A 21,185-nucleotide genomic window follows, 5' to 3' on the forward strand; every position below is an offset into this window, starting at 1 on the left:
TTCTCAAAAGCTTTGCTTTTATTTTTAGATTTTGCATTAATAAAAATGTAGAGATAAAAATATTATCTTATCTCTACATCAGTATCTTACAGTTGATTATCCTCCCACACGATTACTCTCATCTTCTGCCCCTGTTTTTCTTCTACGAGCAGATTTTACTTGCTTATTTCCAAACTTATAGCTTAGGTTTACTCTTATCTGACGGCTTTCCCAGCCTCCATTTCCTTGAATCAAGACATCTCCAAACTGCGTATCTCCACGCCAAGGCGAACTAAAAAATATGTCACTCATAGACATTCTGAAAGAAAGTTTGTCTTCCAAAAATGACTTCTGAATAGCCACATCCATTGCTCCAAGACTTTTAGTTTGATATGTTCCTCCCCAAACAGAAGGTGAATTATACCAACCAGAAACCTCAAATTTATAGCCTTTTGGTAAGCTAAATGTATTTTGCCCATAGACATTGAGCGTACTCTGTGAAATAGAAACAAATTCTTCTGTGTTTCCTTCGTAAGAACTATGAAAAGCATTCAAATTAATAAAAGCATTCCACCACTTACTAACCTCAAATGGATAACTAACATTAAAGCTCCACGTTTCTTGTGTAGCAATATTTTGTTCTTGAATTACACTTCTGCGCTCATCTTGTGCTGTCGTTACTTGTGCAAAAAAATCATTGACATAACTATAACTTATCGAAGTATTGAGGGTGTATTTGTAAGTGTGCGAAAACTTAATATTATCTGTGTATTGAGGCTGTAAAAAAGCATTTCCTTTTCTCAACGTCAGTTCATCAATTTGCTGCTCAAACGGATTTAGGTTTTGATAATTTGGACGCTCTATTCTTCGGCTATATGTCAGACCAAAAGAGTTGTCTTTATTGGCTTTGTAAGTAAGTCCACCACTTGGGAAAAGATTGAGATAATTTCGTTTTACTCTCTCATTATTTTCTTCTTGCGTACTGGTAAGTTTTCCATCAGAAAGGGTTTGTTCTGCACGTAAGCCAAATTGAAGGTTCATTTTTTTCCACCTTCTGTTATAATTAAAATAGGCTGCATTTACAATTTCTTCATAGACAAAATTATTACTCTTGTCTTCATTGAAATTTCTATTTCCTTCTTCTACATCATAAAAATCAAACGTATTATCTGTATTTACCATTGAGGATTTTATTCCTACGCCTAGCTTTCCTTTCAAAAAATTCTGTTCATAATCCATCTTAAAGGTTGCAATATCAATCTTGACAGGCAAAACCATTTCATAAATCACACTAAAAATTAAGTTCTCTCCATTTGCTCCAAAGTATAAATTGGGTTGATACGTTTGTCCGTCGTTTTTATATTGTCCATAATCCAAATCTACATTAAAAGTATGTCCAGTAGTATCTTCGTAGCGATAATTTAAGTTTCCAAGTACATTATAAAAATCTCTTTGATTCATACTTTCAGCTTTCAAAACTTGTAAAACTTCATTTGTAGCTTGACTACTGATTGGAGTTCTTGAAGTTGTATTAATATCCATATCACTAAAATTTCCATTGAGCAAAACTCCAAACGTACTCTTTTTACTAGCAAAAATATCTGTACCCAATTTCACATTATGACTTGTCTGATCCATTAGTGTGGTAGAGCGATTATCAAAAATCAAATCATTCTGTGTTCTGTAAAGATTAATGAAACGACCTGTTTCTCCGAAGCGATTACTGTATGTCAAAAATGTATTTGTCTTTTTGGTGCGATTGTTCAAAGAAAGTGAGCCGTTATAACGCTGATTATCCCAAACAGAATAACCCAAACCTACTGTTCCATTTGTTCCAAAATTCTTATTCTTTTTGAGTTTGATATTCAAAATACCTGCGCTTCCTGCTGCATCGTATTTTGAAGAAGGTTGGGTAATAATTTCTATACTTTCAATATCGGAAGCCTGTAACGTATTCAAATAGTTTGTCAAATCTTCTCCTTGTAATACCGAACGCTTACCATCAATAAAAACCTGTACACCACTTTTTCCTTCTACAATGATGGAATTATTATTATCCAAAATTACCCCTGGTGCTTTTCTCAAAACCTCTAAACCAGAGTTTCCAGTTGCTGCGATTGTTCCCTCTACATTAAAAACAGTTTTATCAGCCAACACTTCTACCATTGGTTTTTGAGCAGTAATTTCAACAGCATCTAGCACGTTATTACTTTGAATAACAAATTTATTTAGATTAATTTCTTTAGCAGAATTTTCAGTAACTGAAATAATAGAAGAAGTATATTTTTGATAGCCTACACTCGTTACGATAATAAAATACTCTCCATTTCTGACATCTACCAGTCTAAAATTTCCATCAGCATCAGCAACTGAAGCCTTAGCAAGTGAAGAATCCGAAACGTTCATTAGTCCGACAGCAGCAAAAGAAACAGCTTCATTATTGTCAGATTCGGCAATTCCTGTAATAGAGTGTCTATCATTTTGGGCAAAAACAGTAAAAGAGAGTAAAAAAAGAAGAGTTCCTAATGATAATTTGAAAGAAGAAGTAATTAAATTTCCCATAGTTTTGGTTGAATAATTAAACAGTAGTTAGATTGAAACATTTGAGATAGTAGTTTTAAAGGACAGTCAGATATTACGAAAGTTGCATTTGTTTATTATTTTTTGGGAAATGGAAGTAGTTTGTTAGGTTTTATTAGTAAAAAAGTTGTTAATTACTCTTAGGTAGAAATACTGCATTCTATTTTGTAAGTTTGTAGTTCGAAAAAATTGATAATCCGTTGATTGTCAAGGTTTCTTTTAATTATGATAGTATCTCGTCTTTTTACTTTTTTGGTTTTAATATTCTGTATTCTTTGGAGTTGTCAAAAAATACAGGCGCAAGACTATGACCTTGCCTACCAACACCTTACCACAGAAGACGGTCTCTCTAATAATTTTGTAACAGCAATAATCCAAGACCAAAAAGGCTTTATTTGGATTGGTACACAAGAAGGACTCAACAAATATGATGGCTATTCTTTCAAAGTTTATAAGTCTAATTCAGAGAAAAAATATCACTTAGGTAGCAATCGCATTACTTTTTTAGCAGAAGATAGAACAAATGATGCCGTTTGGGTAGGAACATCCACAGGACTTAGCAAACTACACACAGATAGAGATACGATTGAAAATATTTCTTTTTTTGATAAGAAAAACATCAATTATATTTATCAAGAAAATCAAGTAACAACTTGGGTAGCAACTAACGAAGGTATTTTTAAGAAAGAAAATGACAAATGGATTGATTTTTCTTTAAACTTAGAGACTTTAGAGGTTGGGCAAAATTATACTTTTATTGGTAAAAGAGTGATTAATGGCGTTCAAAAATACGTTTTAGTAAAAACAATACTAGACGACCCTGTTATCAGTACGCTGTACTGGAAAGAAAAAAATACTGATAAATGGCAAACAATACTAGAAACAAATTATAACCTACAATACATTGAAAAAAACGGAAAAATATGGACTTCTTATAAGAAAGATCATTTAGAAATAGGATATATTGATACATATAATTCATCTATAAAAACAGATTCTATTTACTTCGATAAATCTAAAAATGCTAAGATGAACTCGCCATTTTTGGCTTTTGAAGATAAACCTAAAGACAATACTATAAATGATGTTTGGTTTTTTGATACGAGAGGACTTGCTCTAATTGACTTGAATACAAAAGAATTTCGTCATTGGTATTATTGGAAATATTTTGCTGAAACGATGGATCAATACACTGTCGAAACTATCTTTAGAGATGCTTCTCAAAACTATTGGCTCTGTACACAGGGTTCTGGGGCTTTTATTTTCGCTGATTATACCATCAATAATTTCAGAACATATAAATATAGAAAAGGATTTGAAAACAGCTTGAGCAACCCTAGCACGAGAGCAATCTATCAAAACCCAAAAACAAAAACTACTTGGATAGGAACATATAGCTACAAAAATGATATTGATATTTTCGTCGGAGATTCTATCAAAAAAAGACTTTTCATAGACGGTTACGCTCACTTAATAAAAGAAGACTCAAATCATAAAAACATTCTATGGTTTGCTACTTCTTCTGGTATTCGAAAGATTGACAAAGAAAAATTTGAGGTTTTGGAAACTTATAGAATGGATAAAAACCTGTTACAAGATATTTTGCCTCTCAATGATTCTACACTTTGGGTTGCAGGAAACGACCACTTATATCATTTCAATCCAACAATCAAAAAGTTCACTTCTTATCCTCATTTAGAAAAGATTTCTTTTCTTCAAAAAGACAATCAAAATCAAATTTGGGTAGGCTCTAAAAGAAATGGAATTGGCTTTTTAGCAGATTCTAAAAACTTCAACTTACAGACAGCAAACACAACAGAAATTATTTATTACAATCCTAATGAAAAAAAGGAAAGCCAGAGATGTTATGTCAAACATATTTGGGAAAGTGAAATAGAAAAAAATATTTTTTGGATAGCCTCTACAACGGGTTTTTATAAATTTGATTCTGAAAAGAGAACTTTTCTAGCACATTATACAAAAAAAGATGGACTGCCTAATGATGTAGTGTATGCCATTTTGGAAGATGAAGAAGGAAACTTATGGGGAAGTACCAATCACGGAATTTTTAAGTTTAATCCAAAAACCAAAACTTTTACTAACTTTGATAAACAAGACGGTTTGCAAGACAATGAATTTAATACCTTTTCTTATTTCAAGAGTGAGGAAGGAGAACTATTTTTTGGTGGAATTGGTGGTGTAAATGCTTTTTCCCCAAAAGATATGAAGAAAAACGAGTTTGTTCCTCCTGTGCATCTAACTGGTTTCGAAAAGCTAGGTAAGAAGGCAAATCTTCAAGAAAACATTTCAGATATAAAAGAGATTTCTTTGCCTTTAGAAGAATCCAAAATGCTTACTTTTCATTTTGCAGCACTTAGTTTTTATCAGAGTAATAAAAATAAATACGCTTATAAATTAGAGCCTTTACAAAATGAATGGACTAGTTTAGGAACAAAAAATGAACTCACACTTACTAATCTTTCAGCAGGAAATTATACATTGCACATAAAAGGTTCAAATAATCACGGTGTTTGGAGCAAAGAAGAAATTACATTAAATATCAAGATTATTCCTCCATTTTATCAGACTTTTTGGTTCCAGTTTTTAGTAATTGCTTTACTTCTCATCGGAATTTATTTTTATTACAGATACAAAGTAAGAGAATCCAAACTCAAATCTATAAAATTGGAAAAACAAGTAAAAGAGCGTACAAATGAAATTTTGATACAGAAAGAGGAGCTACAAATCACTAATGAAAGGCTTAAAGAATTAGATAATTTCAAAGAAAAAACGACAAATATGCTCGTTCACGACTTGAAAAACCCTTTGGGAACAATTATCTATGAAGCTAAAAACAATGCTTCGATACGCAAGGCAAGTCAGCGCATGATGAATTTGCTTTTGGCACTTTTGGATTCTCAAAAAATACAGTCGCCACAGTTTCAATTAAATGTAGAGAAAGTAAATTTTGGATCTCTTTTAGAAAATGTCTTAGAAGAAGTAGAAGTGTTTTTGATGGAAAAGAAAATACAAATTATTTATGAAGAAACAGCTACTTTTTGGTTAGAAATTGATAGGGACTTGATACATCGTGTACTTGTAAACTTGCTTACTAATGCCATTAAATACAGCTCAAAACGCTCACTCATCAAAATATCTATACAAGAAAGCAAACTAAATACAGCACAAATAATAATTACAGATAATGGAAGAGGAATACCAAAATACCAAATTGATTCTATTTTTGATTCCTACAAACAAGTAAATGCTCAAAAAATGGGTGCTATTGCTTCCACAGGCTTAGGGCTTTCGTTTTGTAAACTTGCCATAGAAGCACATGGAGAAAACTGTGAGATTTATGTAGATTCTATTCCAGACAAAGAAACCAATTTTCACTTTACTGTTCCTCTTTTAGAGATGGAAAAACTGACTAACTTACCAAATAATTCAGAAATAAAAACATTTTTACCCTCTAATTCGTATCATTTTTCTAAAACCGAACTTCATTATTTAGCTCCTTTCATCAAAGAATTGAATAACTTGGAAGTCTATCAAGCTACACAAATCAGGAGTATCTTGAATGAATTGAATGATGAGAGTACAACTATCACAAAATGGAAAAACGAGATGTTAGAAATTCTCTATCAAGTAGATGAAGAGCAGTATCAGAAATTATTAAACCTAGACTAAAATATAGCCTTACTTTTGACAAATACTTATACTATACTTGTCGCTGACGACACACAAGAAAACCTAAAACTGGTTACTGAATACTTAGAAAATGATGCAAAAGAAAGTCAAAAAAATGATGAAATTTCTTTTGGATATCAAATTCTTCTTGCACCCAATGGAGAAGTAGCTCTAAAAATTGCTCTAAAAACAGAAATTGACCTACTCATAACAGATTGGGAGATGCCCAAAATGAATGGTTTAGAGCTTATTTCTGCTTTTCAAACTGATAAAAAACTGCGTAAAATCCCTATTATTATGATAACAGGAATGTACATTGCAGCCGAAAACCTCAAAACAGCTTTAGAAAAAGGAGCAATAGATTTTATCAGTAAACCTATTCACGAAATGGAACTGGTTGCAAGAGTAAGGTCAGCCATTCGCCTACAAGAATCCTTCAAAATAATCGAAGAGCAAAAGAATAAAGAACTTAGTGCAAAAATTCTTCATATTCAACGTCAGAATGAAATGTTAGTAGAAATTGATAATGAGTTTAGTACACTCTTGAAAAAAATTAGAAAAGCAGAAAAAGAAAATTCTGATATAGAAATTGAAAGCTATGTGAGTGAGCTACATCAAATCAAAAAAACACTCAAAAAAAATATAGATACAGAACATGACTGGGAGAACTTCCAACTAAGAATGCAACAAAACCATCCAGAGTTTGTACAAAAGTTGGCTGTCTATGAAGATTTAAAGCCTCATGAACTTCGTTTTCTGACGTATCTTTATATTAGAATGAACGACAAAGAAATTGCAAGAATTTTGAATATAAATTACCAGAGTGTGAGAGCCTACAAATCAAGAGTAAAGAAAAAACTCGCTATTGAAGACGGTGTTTCTTTGAATGATTGGATTGTGAGTCTTTGATGAAGGGTGTTGGAAATTAGGGAATGGGGATTCATTATAATAGATATACTTACCAAAAAATGGTTTTAGAAAGTTGTGCTAGACCTGTCAGACACTTTCAAGTGTCAGTACAGTTTAAAAGTAAATTGTCAGACACCTTGAAGGTGTTCTGACAAGTATCTATTTTCTAAATCAAACTTTCAACTCATATAGCCTCAACTTTGCTATAAAAACAAATATTACAATTATGAAAATAGAATACATAATCAATATTAAATCAGTTTTAAACGAATTAAAACCTCTTGAACCTACTGACTTATCTTTTGAAAATTTTCATAACCATTTCAGTTTTTCTACTTTTTTAGATGGGTTTGGCGACTCGAAAATTCTTTTTTGGGATAATGAAAATAAAGAAAACTCTTTGCTTATCAAGGGAAGTGTTTTGAGTTTCTGTTATCAATCTTATGCAGCTTGGAAAGATTTAAAAAATAAAAAATCAGAAAAAGTACGATGTTGGGGAAATGAACAAGGAGATTTCAGCATAGAATATTATTTAGATAATAAAAAGATATACTGTAAAACTCACAATTACACTTACGTTTATTTACAAAAGTCATTTCACAAGAGTTTAAAAGATTTGGTTGATGAGTTAATCAATGAATTACCTTTTTATTATCCCAAAATAGAAAAAAGTATTTATTTTGGTAAATTCAAAGATGATTTATTATAAAACAAGACAACGTAAAGTTTAAAAACTTGACTTTTACTCCAACTCAAACAAAAAATAACATATTCCAAAACCTGCTAATCGAATTGGCATTTTTCTATAAAAATATGTATTTTTGGTAAAAATTAAATTAGAATTTACGTACAAAATCCCATACAAAAATGAATTATTGGTTTCTCTGCAAAGTCAGTTATACAAAAGAATTAGAAGACGGTACAATAAAACGCATGAAAGATAATTATCTGACTGACGCAACTACGCTCACAGAAGCAGAAGCACGTATGCACGAAGAAGTAGGACGTTCGATGAGAGGAGAATTTTCGGTAGCAGCAGCCAACAGAATGAACTTTGTTGATGTTTTTACTTATCCAAATGTTGATAATTACTATAAATGCAAGATTCGTTATGTAACCATTGATGAAGCAAAAGGAAAAGAACGTGAGGTAAAAAATCAAGTTTTGATTGCTGCTGATGATTTATTAGATGCTCATACACGCCTAACAAAAGAATTTTCATCGATGCTTGTTCCTTACGAAATCATTGAGATTATCAAAACTCCTTTAGTGGAAGTTTTCCGTTACAAATCGCCAGATGAAAGAGTTACGCCAAACCTTCGTCCTATTTCTGAAATCGAAGAAGTAGAAGAGTAGAGTTAAATTAAGTTATCGGTGGGGACACCGACAACGGCATTATTTTCAGATAAAAAAGCTGCAAAGACGAAAATTTGCAGCTTTTTTTTATATGTAAAACTTTGTAAGTAGTTTTTTGGTAATCCAAAATAACTCTGACAATAGTTTTCTTTTCAACTATTGACAACCTTCTGAAAGTTCTGTCAAAGTTTTTAAAATAAATCTTTTTATTGTAAAACCACGTAATATCAAAGATGTACTAACCTTTATAAAAACCAATTCTAAAAACGATATATTTAATGTCAAAAAATAATCCTGTACTAAAAGTATCTTTTCTATTCCTGTTCTTTTCAGCTTTTATTTCTACTGCCTTTAGCCAAAATCCAGAGCAGCTTTATAGTCAATACAAAAAACAGTTTCCTGATAAAATGGCTGTTTTATTAGAAAAAAATGATGAAGTAGTCATTGATTTTGAAGACGATACAGTCGCTACCACGCATACAGAATATGAAGATTTATTATTTCTGACAGACCGTTCAGTTGGTCTTGCTAATCAAAAAGCGTATGAATCATACTTTTCTAAAATTGAAAAAATTGATGCAATTACACTTGTTCCCAATGGACGAAAGTATAAAAAAATGAAAGTAGAGTATTTTAAAAAGGAAAAAGAATCTTCTTCTGGAATATTTTATGATGATTTGGAATCTACCAATTTCATTATGCCCAATGTTTCTCCAAAGGCTCGTACACAAGTTGAGATTACACAAAGCATAAAAGACCCTCGTTTTTTGAGTTCGTTTTATTTGGATAGTTATGTTCCTATCGAATCAGCAAAACTGACTCTGAAAGTTCATAAAGATATAGAAATCGCTTACAAATTATTCAATACAGAAGGCATAAAACTAGAATTTAACAGAACAGCTAAAGGAAATTATATCACTTATGAATGGACAGCTAAAGACTTGGAAGACTTCAAGGCAGAAGACAATGCACCTCGTCGTAATTATTTTTCCCCTCATATTGTCTATTATGTTACTCAAATAAATTATCCAAACCGAACGCAGAAAATAGCAAAAAGTGTAGCTGATTTGTACGATTGGTATTCAACTCTTTCTTGTAAAGTAAATTTAGAAGATGATGCAGAATTATTTAAAACTGTCCAAGAACTCACAAAAGACATAAAAGACGAACAAGAAAAAGTGAAAAAGATTTTTTATTGGGTACAAGATAATATCAAATACATTGCTTTTGAAGATGGAATGCAGGGTTTTATTCCTAGTGAAGCGAGTTTTGTTTATGCCAAACGTTACGGAGATTGTAAAGGAATGTCGTCTATCATTCATAAAATGCTAAATATGGCAGGTATTCAAAATACATATCTCACTTGGATTGGTTCAAGAAGTTTGCCTTATAAATACTCTGAAATTCCTACTCCGATTGTGGATAATCACATGATTGTAACCTACCAACCAACAGAAGGAGAGTTTATTTTTCTTGATGCAACTGATTCTTATTCTCCTTTTGGTTTTCCTTCATCAATGATACAAGGAAAAGAAGCTCTTTTAGGAATGGGAAGAGAAAAGCATAAAGTCGCATTAGTTCCAATTATTGATAAAGAAAAAAATTATTCAAAAGAATCTGTTGAGCTTTCTATTTCTGATAAAAATTTGGTTGGAAAGGGTCAGTATTCAGCAGAAGGCTATCCAAAAGGCTACATGACACATTATATAGATGGACTTTCGAAGGAAAATGAAAAACTATATATGAATCGTTATTTTACCAAAGGAAATAATAAATTTTTTGTAGATGATTATACAATTAATAATCTAAATGAAAAAGATACAGCTTTAAAGATTGAATATGATTTCAGAATTGAAGATTATGCAAAATTTGTAGGCGATGAGATTTATATCAATATGAATATGGAAAAAGCCTTTAGTAATGATGAAATAGAAAACGATAGAAAATCTCCTATTGAAAATGATTATCTTTTTAAAGCTAACAATGATATTTTTTTAGAAATCCCAGAGGGTTATGAAGTGGAATATTTGCCAGAGAATAGTAACTTCAAAAATGACTTATTTGGTTATAACATTGAATACAAAAAAGAAGGTAATAAAATAAAATTTACTCACAATTATTACAAAAATTACTTATTACTCAACGATGAGAGTTTTAAAGATTGGAACAAAATGATAAAAGAAGTAAATAAAGCCTATCGTGAAGTTATTATTTTGAAGAAGAAGTAGTTTTTTGAATTTGAATTTAACTTTTTAACTAAGGCTTTTTTATCTTAAAAAAGCCTTTTTTGCGTGTTTTTTCGTATCTTTGCAGCCAAATCAAAAACCTTCTTGTTGAACGTTTACTTTACTAACTATCAACAAATTAAAATAAATAGGTTTAGTTTAAAATAAAAAATATGGCTGCTATTTATCGCAAATTCGGAATTACTACAATCATTGCTGTTTATCTGCTTATTTTGGTGGGTGGAATTGTGCGTAGTACAGGCTCAGGAATGGGCTGTCCAGATTGGCCAAAATGCTTTGGTCAGTACGTTCCACCAACAGATATTAGTGAACTTCCAGAAGATTACAAGACTATTTTTGCTGTTCAGGGACGTGAAATTGCAGATTTTAATGCTGTTCATACGTGGATAGAATATATAAATCGCCTTTTGGGTGCGCTTATTGGGCTTTTTATTTTAATTACAGCTGTGCTTTCAGTTTCATTTTGGAAAAAAGATAAAATTATTACTCTTCTTTCTATTTTGGCTCTAATTGGAGTGCTTATACAAGGTTGGTTAGGAGCAAAAGTAGTTTCGTCTGATTTACATGAAGGAATGATAACTATTCACATGATAATGGCTCTTGTTATTGTTGGACTTTTGATTTATACCATCGTGCGTTCCTACAAAGATAAAGACTATTCAGAATTGGATTTTGGAACTGTATTCAATAGTAAAAAAATTAATTTGATTCTCTTTGCGAGTGTAGGAGTTGCTTTTGTCCAACTCATTTTAGGAACACAAGTCAGAGAAAGTATTGATACAATTGCAAAAACACTAGGAGAAAACCTTAGAAGTGAATGGATAGACAACTTAGGAATGACTTTTTACATTCATCGGTCATTTTCAATTTTGGTTCTTCTTCTTCACTTAGGTTTAGTTTATATGATTTGGAAAAATGTTGCAAGTAATACGCCTATAAGTAAATTAGGAAAAAGCCTCCTATTTATTATTATTATAGAAGTAATTACAGGAACTATAATGGCATATTTTGCTATTCCTAAGCCTTTACAACCTGTTCATATGCTTTTGGCTTCAGTAGCTTTGGGCGTCCATATTTTGCTTATTCTATTTATAAATTTTGATCTATTAATCAGAAATAAAGAAATAGTTGCTGCTCTCAGATTAAGACAAGAGGAGTGGTTTGAACATGTAAGCAAAAGTAGAGCATACATAAAAGTCATAAATGACAAAGACGATAAAAAATAATTTTGAAAAAACATAACTAATTTATGCTTACCGAAACCGATAATCTCACTTTGGATATAAACTTAGAACTTCCCGAAACACCAACTGAAACACACAACACAGACGTAATACACGCAGAAACTTCAAAACTAAAAGCATTTTTTGCGCTCTTAAAGTTTCGTTTGTCGGCTTTGGTTGTTTTTTCTTCTGCTATTGGCTACGCTTTGGGCGTTGATGAAATTACAGACTGGAAAAGATTTGCCATTTTTTGCTTTAGTAGTTTTATCATCACAGGTTCTGCCAATACGCTCAATCAAGTTATTGAAAAAGAGTATGACAAAGACATGAAACGCACCAAAACTCGTCCTCTGCCAACAGGCATAATTTCTCAAGCAGAAGGAATTGTTTTTGCCGTTATTTTAGCAATTATTGGAGGAACTTTGCTAGTTACTTTTGTTAATTCTTTGACGGCTGCATTAGGTTTGCTTTCTCTCTTTTTGTATGCTTTTGTCTATACTCCCTCCAAACGTATTTCTTCATTTTCTGTATTTATTGGTGCTTTCCCAGGTGCTTTTCCTCCACTTATTGGTTGGGTAGCTTCTACTGGAGAAATTTCTCAATTTGGACTTATTCTTTTTGCTATTCAATTTATATGGCAATTCCCTCATTTTTGGGCAATTGCTTGGCTTGGAAATGACGACTATGTAAAAGCAGGTTTTAAAATGCTTCCTAGTGGTGGCAAAACATTGAGAACTTCTATTCAAATCTTGACTTATACATTATTCTTATTACCAATTGGACTTATGCCTTACGTTTATGGAATGTCTGGTAGTATTTCGGCAATAATTATCTTCGTTTGTGGGCTTTTATTCTTAATTCCTGCGTGGCTTTTGGTCAAAAAAGGAGATAATAAGTCAGCTTTATTCTTAATGTTTTCGTCTTTCTTTTATTTGCCAATCGTTCAACTAGCTTTATTATTTGATAAAATTTAATAAAATGTATAACAGACTTCCTAGTCTGTTGGATTAACTATGATAGAATTTCTTGTTCAGACTGGGAAGTCCGAACTACTTTAAAACCAATTATTTAAAATTTACAAAAATGGATACTACAAAAAATATATACATAGAAGAGCAAGAAATAACAACGATGCACCCAAAGAAATTTAATGTTTGGTTGTTTATTGTAAGTATTATTATGCTTTTTGCAGCCCTTACTTCGGGTTATATTGTAAGACAGGGAGATGTTCTGAAAGAATGGCTTGTTTTCGATTTGCCTTCCCTTTTTTATTGGAGTACAGGAGTGATTTTGCTGAGCAGTGTTACGATGCACTGGGCATATATTGCAGCCAAAAAAAATGAAATCGGACAAGTAAAAATTGGTCTTATTGTTACTCTTGTTTTAGGATTTGTATTTCTTTATATGCAAGTAAAAGGTTGGGGACAATTAGTTGATTCAGGTGTTTTCTTTGCAGGAGAGAAAAGTAATCCTGCTGGTTCATTTATCTATGTTATTTCTGGACTTCACGGAACACATATTTTGGCAGGTTTAGTATTTGTCGCCATTACTCTTATTAGAGCTATGAACTCAAAGGTTCATTCTAAAAGCACAAATACGATTTCTATGTGCATGACCTTTTGGCATTTCTTAGACCTTCTTTGGATATATTTGTTCTTCTTCTTCTATTTCTTTAAGGATGGTTTGAATTAAAATCAATTACAAAATTTATATATGTAAAAAGCAAGTTTAGAAATGAACTTGCTTTTTTTGTGTCAAAAATAAAAGGCAAAACGGTTTTATCGTTACTTTGCTGTTGTTGGTGTCCTTACTAAAATATAAAAAAAGGTCGTCGTCTTTTTGATAAATTGATTTAAGAAAATAATTGAAATCATAAAAAAAACTGTATCTTCGTAGCAAATAAACACAAAAAATTAAAAACGTAAATGAAACCAAATCCGATTATAAAAACGGTTTCTCTCCCCGACGGACGAGAAATAAGTGTAGAAACAGGCGTACTTGCCAAACAAGCCAGTGGTGCAGTAGTAGTAAGAATGGGCAAAACAATGCTTTTAGCTACCGTAGTAGGTGCAAAAGAACCACGTGAAGGAATGAATTTTTTCCCTCTTTCAGTTGATTATCAAGAAAAATTCGCCTCTAATGGTCGTATCCCTGGAGGCTTTTTGAAGCGTGAAGGAAGATTATCAGACCACGAAATTCTTGTTTCAAGAATTATTGACAGAGCTGTTCGTCCTCTTTTTCCAGACAATTATCACAACGAAACACAAATTATGATTTCGCTTATCTCTGCTGATAGCGAAGTTTTACCTGATGCTTTGGCTGGTTTTGCTGCTTCGGCTGCGATTGCAGTTTCTGATTTGCCGATGCTTGAGCCAATGTCAGAAGTAAGAGTAATAAAGTTAGAAGAAGAATATATCGTTAATCCAACACCTTCTCAAATGGAAGAGGCTAGTTTGGAATGTATTGTCGCTGCAACTTTTGACAATATTATGATGGTAGAAGGAGAGTCTAAAGAAGTAACAGAAGAAGATTTATTAAAAGCAATTCAAGTAGCACACGAAACTATTAAGCTACAATGTACATTGCAAAGAGAAATGGCAGAAGCCGTTGGAAGTACAGAAAAACGTGAACATTTGCAGCCAGAAGGCAATGCAGAATTAGAAAAAATGTTGCACGACAATTATTATCAAGCCATTTATGATTCTGTGAAAGAAGGAACTTCACGCAGTAAATCTGAAAGAGGAGAGGCTATTAGTGCTATCAAACAATCGTATATTGATACGCTTCCAGAAGAGCCAACAGAAGACGAGCAAGTAGATATGAAATTGGTTAGTACCTATTTCAAAAAAATGTACAAATCAGCTGCTCGTAATTTCGTTTTAGATGAAGGAACTCGCTTAGACGGAAGAAAAACAAATGAAGTTCGTCCTATTTGGTCAGAAATCAATTATTTACCTTCTGCTCACGGTTCGGCAGTCTTTACTCGTGGCGAAACGCAATCATTAACAACAGTTACACTAGGAACAAAACTAGACGAACAAATGATTGATGGTGCAATGAACTCTGGCTATAACCGTTTTATTTTGCATTATAATTTCCCTGCATTCTCTACTGGTGAAGCTCGTCCAAACCGTGGACCTGGTCGTCGTGAAGTAGGACACGGAAATTTGGCGATGCGTGCCTTGAAAAATATTTTGCCTTCTTATGAAGATAATCCTTATACAGTTCGTGTAGTTTCTGATATTTTAGAATCAAATGGTTCTTCTTCAATGGCTACAGTTTGTGCAGGTTCGATGGCACTTATGGATGCAGGTGTAAGCCTTAAAGCTCCAGTTTCTGGTATTGCAATGGGAATGATTTCGGATAGTGAGACAGGTAAATTTGCAATCCTTTCAGATATTTTGGGAGATGAAGACCATCTAGGAGATATGGACTTTAAACTTACAGGAACAGCGAACGGAATTACGGCATATCAAATGGACATCAAAATTGATGGACTTTCGTATGAAATTTTGCATAAAGCATTATTACAAGCAAAAGAAGGTCGTATGCACATTTTGGGAGAAATGAACAAAACGATTACAGAGGCTCGTGTAGAAGTAAAAGACCACGCTCCACGTATTCACCAAATTATTATTCCTCGTGATTTGATTGGTGCTGTCATAGGGCCTGGAGGAAAAATTGTACAAGAAATTCAGCGTGAAACAGGCGCAACCATTACAATTGAAGAAGTGGATAATGCAGGACGTGTTTCTATTTTTGCAACTGATAAAGACGTACTTAATAAAGCAAAATCTATTGTTGAAGAAATCGTAACTCCACCAGAAGAAGGCAAAACGTACGAAGGAACAGTTAAGAAAATAACTGACTTTGGTGCTTTTGTAGAGTTTATGAAAGGAAAAGAAGGCTTACTTCATATTTCTGAAATTACTTGGGAACGTTTGCCATCAATGGAAGGCGTTTTGGAAGAAGGCGAAGAAATCCAAGTACGATTGATGGAAGTAGATAAGCGTTCTGGTAAATACCGTTTGTCAAGAAAAGTATTGTTGCCTAAACCAGAAGGTTATGAAGAACGTCCACCTCGTAATGATAGAGGAGGAAGCCGTAATGGTAGAGATAGCAGAGGAGGAGGAAGAGATTCTCGTCCACCACGTAGAAATAACTAATCTAATAAAGTAGATTTTTATTCTATTCAGAAATATACTCAAACTCACATTTTAATTTTTAGTAATTAGAGTGTGAGTTTTTTATGTCATACCAAATTCAATACTTACAAAAACATAGAAATAGGTCTAAAAAACTTACAAAACTAAATTTCACAAACCACCTTTAATCAGTAATTTATTTCACAAAAATTATCAAACACAGTATTTTATTTTGAATAAAATCATTTTTTACGTATTTATATTAATAATATATTAAATCCCTCTTACATCTAAGCTACCACTAAATTAGACTGACAGTCATTTTTTAGAACGATTTTTGCTAGTTATTTATCGATACTTATTTACTAAAAAATATGTATTGATTCTATATTTTCTTTACTAAATTTGAATCAATGCTAAAACAAAATTCTTTCTAATTCGTTCTATTTTAGCAGATTAAGAAAAGTAATTTTATATAAAGTCAGTAATTGTATGAAGTTATATAAGTAGAAATCACAGACAAGTATCCAGTTTTTATACACAAACGCCATAAAAACTTAAAAATATTGACCACCTTTTATACATAGGAAACCCCAATAGATGAGACAACTAAAAATAAGCAAACAGATAACCAACAGAGAAAGTCAATCACTAGATAAATATCTCCAAGAGATTGGAAAAGTGGATTTACTTACTCCTGATGAAGAAGTAGAATTAGCAAAACGTATTCGTGATGGCGACCAAATAGCATTAGAAAGATTGACAAAAGCCAATTTGCGTTTTGTAGTTTCTGTTGCAAAACAATATCAAAATCAAGGGCTTTCTTTGGGCGACCTTATCAATGAAGGAAATTTAGGTCTTATTAAAGCGGCACAACGTTTTGACGAAACTCGTGGTTTTAAGTTTATTTCGTATGCTGTTTGGTGGATTCGTCAATCAATTTTACAAGCATTGGCAGAGCAGTCTCGTATTGTTCGTCTTCCTCTCAACCGTGTTGGTTCACTTAATAAAATCTCAAAAACGTTTTCTGAATTAGAACAGCGTTATGAGCGTGAGCCTTCTCCAGAAGAATTAGCTGACGAACTAGAAATTACTCCAGCAGAAGTAATTGATACACTCAAAATTTCGGGTCGTCACGTATCTATGGATGCTCCATTTGTTCAAGGAGAAGACAATACACTTCTTGATGTTTTGGAAAATGATACAGAAGACAAGCCAGATTCAGAACTAATGAATGACTCGCTTCGTCGTGAAGTTCAAAGAGCTTTATCAACACTCACTCCTCGTGAAGCTGATGTAATTACCTATTATTTTGGACTTAATGGAGAACACCCAATGACTTTGGAAGAAATTGGAGAGAAGTTTAATCTTACTCGTGAGCGTGTTCGTCAGATAAAAGAAAAAGCAATTCGTCGTCTTCGTCATACAACACGTAGCAAGGCTTTGAAACCTTATTTGGGTTAATATTGACTGATATTTTTAATAGAAAAACCGAAATTCAAATTGATTGAATTTCGGTTTTTTTTATTGTATTTGTTGGTGTCGCTTCACTAAAACACCAACAAAGGCTAGATTTATTTAAGAATAAGTTTTGTAGGTATAGAGAGTTTTCTAAAATGTATAACCTACATTGATATTCAAAACATGTTTAAACTGAATAGCTCTTTTAGAAACCTCTGAATCTTCTTGTGGAATCAGAATATCGTGGTCATAGATTAATTGCGTAGAAAAACTTGTCGTAAGATATTTATTTACTTTAAAAACAATCAAATTTTCCCAGTTTACATCTATTTGTGTTAGGTTTTCATAATTAGCAAAAAGATTTAGCGTAGAACTCAATTTTACATTTTCCATTACGTCATAAGTAAGTGCAGCATCAAAGTTAGAACCAAACTCAGAGCGAATGTTCTGTCCTTCTTCTACTCCAAAAGCACCAGCTGCAGCCAAAGAATCATTCATCACAAAGGTAAACTTAGCAGCCAAAGGCGAGTAACGCATACTAAAAATTTTGGTTTCATAACGAATACCTGTTGCAAAAAGCAAATAACCAGGAGAGAGAAAATTAGAAATCAGTTGTCCTTGTTTTTCTTCTCCTAAAGAATCCCTTTCAAAAAAATAACCTGGTGCCATTTGCGTACGAAAGTTTACAGATGTTCCACTACTCCAATGTTTAGCCAAATTATAGCTGTATTTAGAATCAAACTGGAAATTATCATCTGTTTTTTTGAATAAATTAAAATCACTTTTACCGACTCTTGCCATTCCATATTGCATAGTTAAGATATTTTCCCACGTAGATTTTTCTGTTTTTCGTGTTGCATTCAAATTCAGAATTGCACCTAAGGCAATCGAACTTTGTCCACCTCCTGCCCAATTACTTAGTCCTACATTAGCAAAAGTTCCAGAAAATGAACCTCCTTTTTTCCAAATCTTAATTTCTTCGACAGGAACAGTAGCAATTCCATCAGTAGTTACGTTTGTAGTATCTTGTGAAAGAGCTGGAAAAGAAAGTAGAAGTAAAAAAGCGATGACTAAAAAGTTGAAGTGTTTCATTTTTTTTTATTGAAAAAATAAGAGATAATATTGAATTTACTTATCACTTATCAAAAACAGTACATTTTTTAATTTTTTCATGAAATAAATTAGTTTGTTCTACTATCTGCTTGTATTTCAATAACTAACATATCCAAAAAAGCTAATAGTGGTTCTAAGTTTTTGGGTTTTTCTAGATATACAATTTGTTTTTTGTTTTTTTCTCCTTTGGTAACTTCTAATGTAGTAACAGGAATATCAAAAGGACGGTTATAGCCAATTGCATCAGTTTCTAAAAACTGACTTCCTGTTATTAAGTCTTGCAGTTTTTGATATTTTTTATCAGATAATTTTATTTGAACAATTCCGACAATTGTTGTATATTTTCGCCCATTAAAAACTACCATTTGGTCATCTCTAATTGTTAAATCAAAGACAGGACAACGACCTTTACAGGCTGATTTTGCATATTTTAATTCGAAAAAACTCTCTGTTTTGGAAGACTTGCATGAAGTAAATAAGCTACTACAAAGCAACAGAGAGAAAAGTAAAGCAAAAAGTAAGAAATATTTTTTCATTGATTGATAGGGTATTTATTAACTGTTTGAATTTTGGAAATTTCTATTTCTACTCCCTTACTCTAAGAAGCTATCAGAAGTTTTTTGCAAAGATACAGAAAAACGTTTTTCTAAAAGAGTATAAATCCAAAAAACAAACCAAGCTATCAAAACTCCTGCTACTGCACCTGCCAAAATATCGCCTACATAATGTACGCCCAAATAAACACGAGAATAAGCTACTAAGGCAGCCCAAATAAGGGAACCATAACGCAAAATTTTTACCCAAATTTGTTTATCAAAACGCTTTAAAGCTAAAAAAACAAAAAAAGACAAGCTAAAAGTAGTAGAAGCGTGAGAAGAAATAAAACCATACTTCCCTCCTCTATAATCTCTTAAAATATGAACTAAATTTTCTATTTCTGGACTATGAGAAGGGCGAAAACGCTCAAAAAAGGGTTTGCAAAACCCAGATGCAAACTGGTCTGCTAAAGCTACCGAAATGAGAATCCCCAAAACTATTTTCCAAAAGTGTTTGACCCCAAAGAGCTTATAAAGAATAAAAATCAAAGCTAGATAAATAGGAATCCAAGTATATTTTAAAGAAATATACCACATCAAATCGTCCATAAAAGGATGATGAAGTCCATTTAAAAATAATAAAAGTTGTTTATCTAATTGATCTATTTTTTCTATGAAGGTCATTTTTTGAAGTATTTATTGAAATAGAATTCAATTTTTATTCGGTAAAATCAAAATATATTCTAAAGTCTATTCCTAAAAGACTAAATTTGTAGTACACAATTAGTAATCACTAAATCTTGTGAAAACCACCAATTATGAAAAATTACGTAAAGTTTAAGCCTAAAGATAAGAGTTTATTTTTTCCTACACTCAAAAAAAGAGTTGATGATTATTTTGTTACCAATAATATTAGTAAAAATGCCAATACAGGTATGGTAATCAAGACAATCATATTATTGTCTTCATACATTTTGCCCTTTGTTTATATATTAACTTATAATCCAAGTTTTATTGTTTCGACTATTCTTTGGGCAATAATGGGATTTGGAATTGCTGGGATTGGAATGAGTGTAATGCATGATGCTAACCACGGTTCATATTCTCATTCAGAATTTGTAAACAAAATGTTGGGAAATACGCTCACTTTAGTTGGTGGTTCGGTTGATAACTGGAAAGTACAGCATAATTTATTGCATCATACATTTACGAATGTGGTTCATCAAGATGATGATATTTCTGATAAATTTGTCTTGCGTTTCTCACCTCATACAGAAGTAAAATGGTTTCATAAGTATCAGTATATTTATGCTTTCTTTTTCTATGGATTACAAACTATTTATTGGGTTTTTGTAAAAGATTTTCTTCAATTCAAACGCTATGTCATAAGAGGAGAAAAAAAATGGGTTACATTTATAAAATTAATGCTATCTAAAATTATATATACTTTTATTGTATTGATAATGCCTATCGTTTTTTTTGATATTCCTGTTTTGAATGTAGCCGTTGGTTTTTTGGTTATGCAATTTATAGCAGGATTAGTGCTTACCGTAATTTTTCAATTAGCGCATACAGTAGAAGGAACGACTCATCCACTTCCTAACGAAAAAAATGAAATTAAACAAGATTGGGCAATTCATCAAATGAACACAACCGTAGATTTTGCGCCTAAAAACAAGTTACTCTCGTGGTATATTGGTGGTCTTAATTTTCAAGTAGAGCATCATTTATTTACCAAAATTTGTCATATTCATTATCCAGAAATATCAAAAATTGTACAGCAAACAGCTGCTGAATTTGATGTTCCTTATCTACTCAATGAAAAATTTTCTGATGCCCTTATGGCTCACGTAAATGCTCTCAAACGATTTGGAAAAGAAGAAAGTGGGTTATTGGTTTAATTCTAAGACCATAAAAAAGCCTTACAAAAAATAAATTTTGTAAGGC

Annotated in this window: 15 protein-coding genes; 11 read left to right on the plus strand and 4 right to left on the minus strand. The window is 32.2% G+C overall.

All coding sequences use genetic code 11. The features are described 5' to 3' along the window. Nucleotides 1-96 precede the first annotated feature (96 nt). Nucleotides 97-2,541 carry a TonB-dependent receptor gene (locus WAF17_RS09140; RefSeq protein ID WP_338769085.1) on the minus strand — a complete coding sequence of 815 codons (2,445 nt, stop codon included), beginning with the start codon at nucleotides 2,539-2,541 and terminating at the stop codon, nucleotides 97-99. A gap of 243 nt (nucleotides 2,542-2,784) precedes the next feature. Between WAF17_RS09140 and WAF17_RS09145 the strand changes: the two genes are divergently transcribed. The 10 genes from WAF17_RS09145 to WAF17_RS09190 all read left to right on the plus strand — a co-directional run bounded on the left by WAF17_RS09145 (nucleotide 2,785) and on the right by WAF17_RS09190 (nucleotide 17,592). Beyond that, on the plus strand, nucleotides 2,785-6,249 hold the full coding sequence (locus tag WAF17_RS09145; protein WP_338769087.1) for an ATP-binding protein: 3,465 nt from the start codon (nucleotides 2,785-2,787) through the stop codon (nucleotides 6,247-6,249). Between the two features lie 15 nt (nucleotides 6,250-6,264). Further along, nucleotides 6,265-7,158 carry a response regulator gene (locus WAF17_RS09150; RefSeq protein WP_338769090.1) on the plus strand — a complete coding sequence of 298 codons (894 nt, stop codon included), beginning with the start codon at nucleotides 6,265-6,267 and terminating at the stop codon, nucleotides 7,156-7,158. A gap of 226 nt (nucleotides 7,159-7,384) precedes the next feature. After that, on the plus strand, nucleotides 7,385-7,867 hold the full coding sequence (locus WAF17_RS09155) for a hypothetical protein (RefSeq protein ID WP_338769093.1): 483 nt from the start codon (nucleotides 7,385-7,387) through the stop codon (nucleotides 7,865-7,867). A 158-nt stretch (nucleotides 7,868-8,025) separates the two neighbouring features. Beyond that, the gene (locus WAF17_RS09160) at nucleotides 8,026-8,514 is read left to right on the plus strand and encodes a DUF4494 domain-containing protein (RefSeq protein ID WP_338769096.1); all 489 of its coding nucleotides are present in this window, start codon (nucleotides 8,026-8,028) and stop codon (nucleotides 8,512-8,514) included. Between the two features lie 278 nt (nucleotides 8,515-8,792). Next, on the plus strand, nucleotides 8,793-10,742 hold the full coding sequence (locus WAF17_RS09165) for a DUF3857 domain-containing protein (RefSeq protein ID WP_338769098.1): 1,950 nt from the start codon (nucleotides 8,793-8,795) through the stop codon (nucleotides 10,740-10,742). Between the two features lie 170 nt (nucleotides 10,743-10,912). Beyond that, nucleotides 10,913-11,986 (plus strand): COX15/CtaA family protein, encoded by a 1,074-nt coding sequence (locus tag WAF17_RS09170; protein WP_338769101.1) that lies wholly within the window; start codon nucleotides 10,913-10,915, stop codon nucleotides 11,984-11,986. A gap of 23 nt (nucleotides 11,987-12,009) precedes the next feature. Beyond that, nucleotides 12,010-12,957, plus strand: a complete 948-nt coding sequence (cyoE, locus tag WAF17_RS09175) for a heme o synthase (protein ID WP_338769104.1) — start codon at nucleotides 12,010-12,012, stop codon at nucleotides 12,955-12,957. Between the two features lie 109 nt (nucleotides 12,958-13,066). Then, nucleotides 13,067-13,675 carry a cytochrome c oxidase subunit 3 gene (locus tag WAF17_RS09180; protein WP_338769107.1) on the plus strand — a complete coding sequence of 203 codons (609 nt, stop codon included), beginning with the start codon at nucleotides 13,067-13,069 and terminating at the stop codon, nucleotides 13,673-13,675. 233 nt (nucleotides 13,676-13,908) lie between these two features. Then, complete coding sequence (gene pnp, locus WAF17_RS09185; RefSeq protein WP_338769110.1) at nucleotides 13,909-16,149, plus strand: polyribonucleotide nucleotidyltransferase; 2,241 nt, start codon at nucleotides 13,909-13,911, stop codon at nucleotides 16,147-16,149. Between the two features lie 579 nt (nucleotides 16,150-16,728). Beyond that, nucleotides 16,729-17,592 carry an RNA polymerase sigma factor RpoD/SigA gene (locus tag WAF17_RS09190; RefSeq protein WP_338769115.1) on the plus strand — a complete coding sequence of 288 codons (864 nt, stop codon included), beginning with the start codon at nucleotides 16,729-16,731 and terminating at the stop codon, nucleotides 17,590-17,592. 147 nt (nucleotides 17,593-17,739) lie between these two features. Here the strand turns inward: WAF17_RS09190 and WAF17_RS09195 are convergent, their stop codons facing one another. From WAF17_RS09195 to WAF17_RS09205, 3 genes are all read right to left on the minus strand, one after another. Continuing rightward, the gene (locus tag WAF17_RS09195; protein ID WP_338769118.1) at nucleotides 17,740-18,681 is read right to left on the minus strand and encodes a DUF3078 domain-containing protein; all 942 of its coding nucleotides are present in this window, start codon (nucleotides 18,679-18,681) and stop codon (nucleotides 17,740-17,742) included. 89 nt (nucleotides 18,682-18,770) lie between these two features. Further along, nucleotides 18,771-19,238 (minus strand): DUF6438 domain-containing protein, encoded by a 468-nt coding sequence (locus WAF17_RS09200; RefSeq protein ID WP_338769122.1) that lies wholly within the window; start codon nucleotides 19,236-19,238, stop codon nucleotides 18,771-18,773. A 57-nt stretch (nucleotides 19,239-19,295) separates the two neighbouring features. Beyond that, entirely contained in the window at nucleotides 19,296-19,922 is a 627-nt protein-coding gene (locus tag WAF17_RS09205; RefSeq protein WP_338769125.1) for a phosphatase PAP2 family protein, read from the minus strand. Nucleotides 19,923-20,056: 134 nt separating this feature from the next. Here WAF17_RS09205 and WAF17_RS09210 point away from each other — a divergent pair, with 134 nt between their 5' ends. Further along, nucleotides 20,057-21,139, plus strand: a complete 1,083-nt coding sequence (locus tag WAF17_RS09210; RefSeq protein ID WP_338769128.1) for an acyl-CoA desaturase — start codon at nucleotides 20,057-20,059, stop codon at nucleotides 21,137-21,139. Nucleotides 21,140-21,185: the final 46 nt, after the last annotated feature.

This window comes from Bernardetia sp. ABR2-2B, assembly GCF_037126435.1.
GTDB lineage: Bacteria > Bacteroidota > Bacteroidia > Cytophagales > Bernardetiaceae > Bernardetia.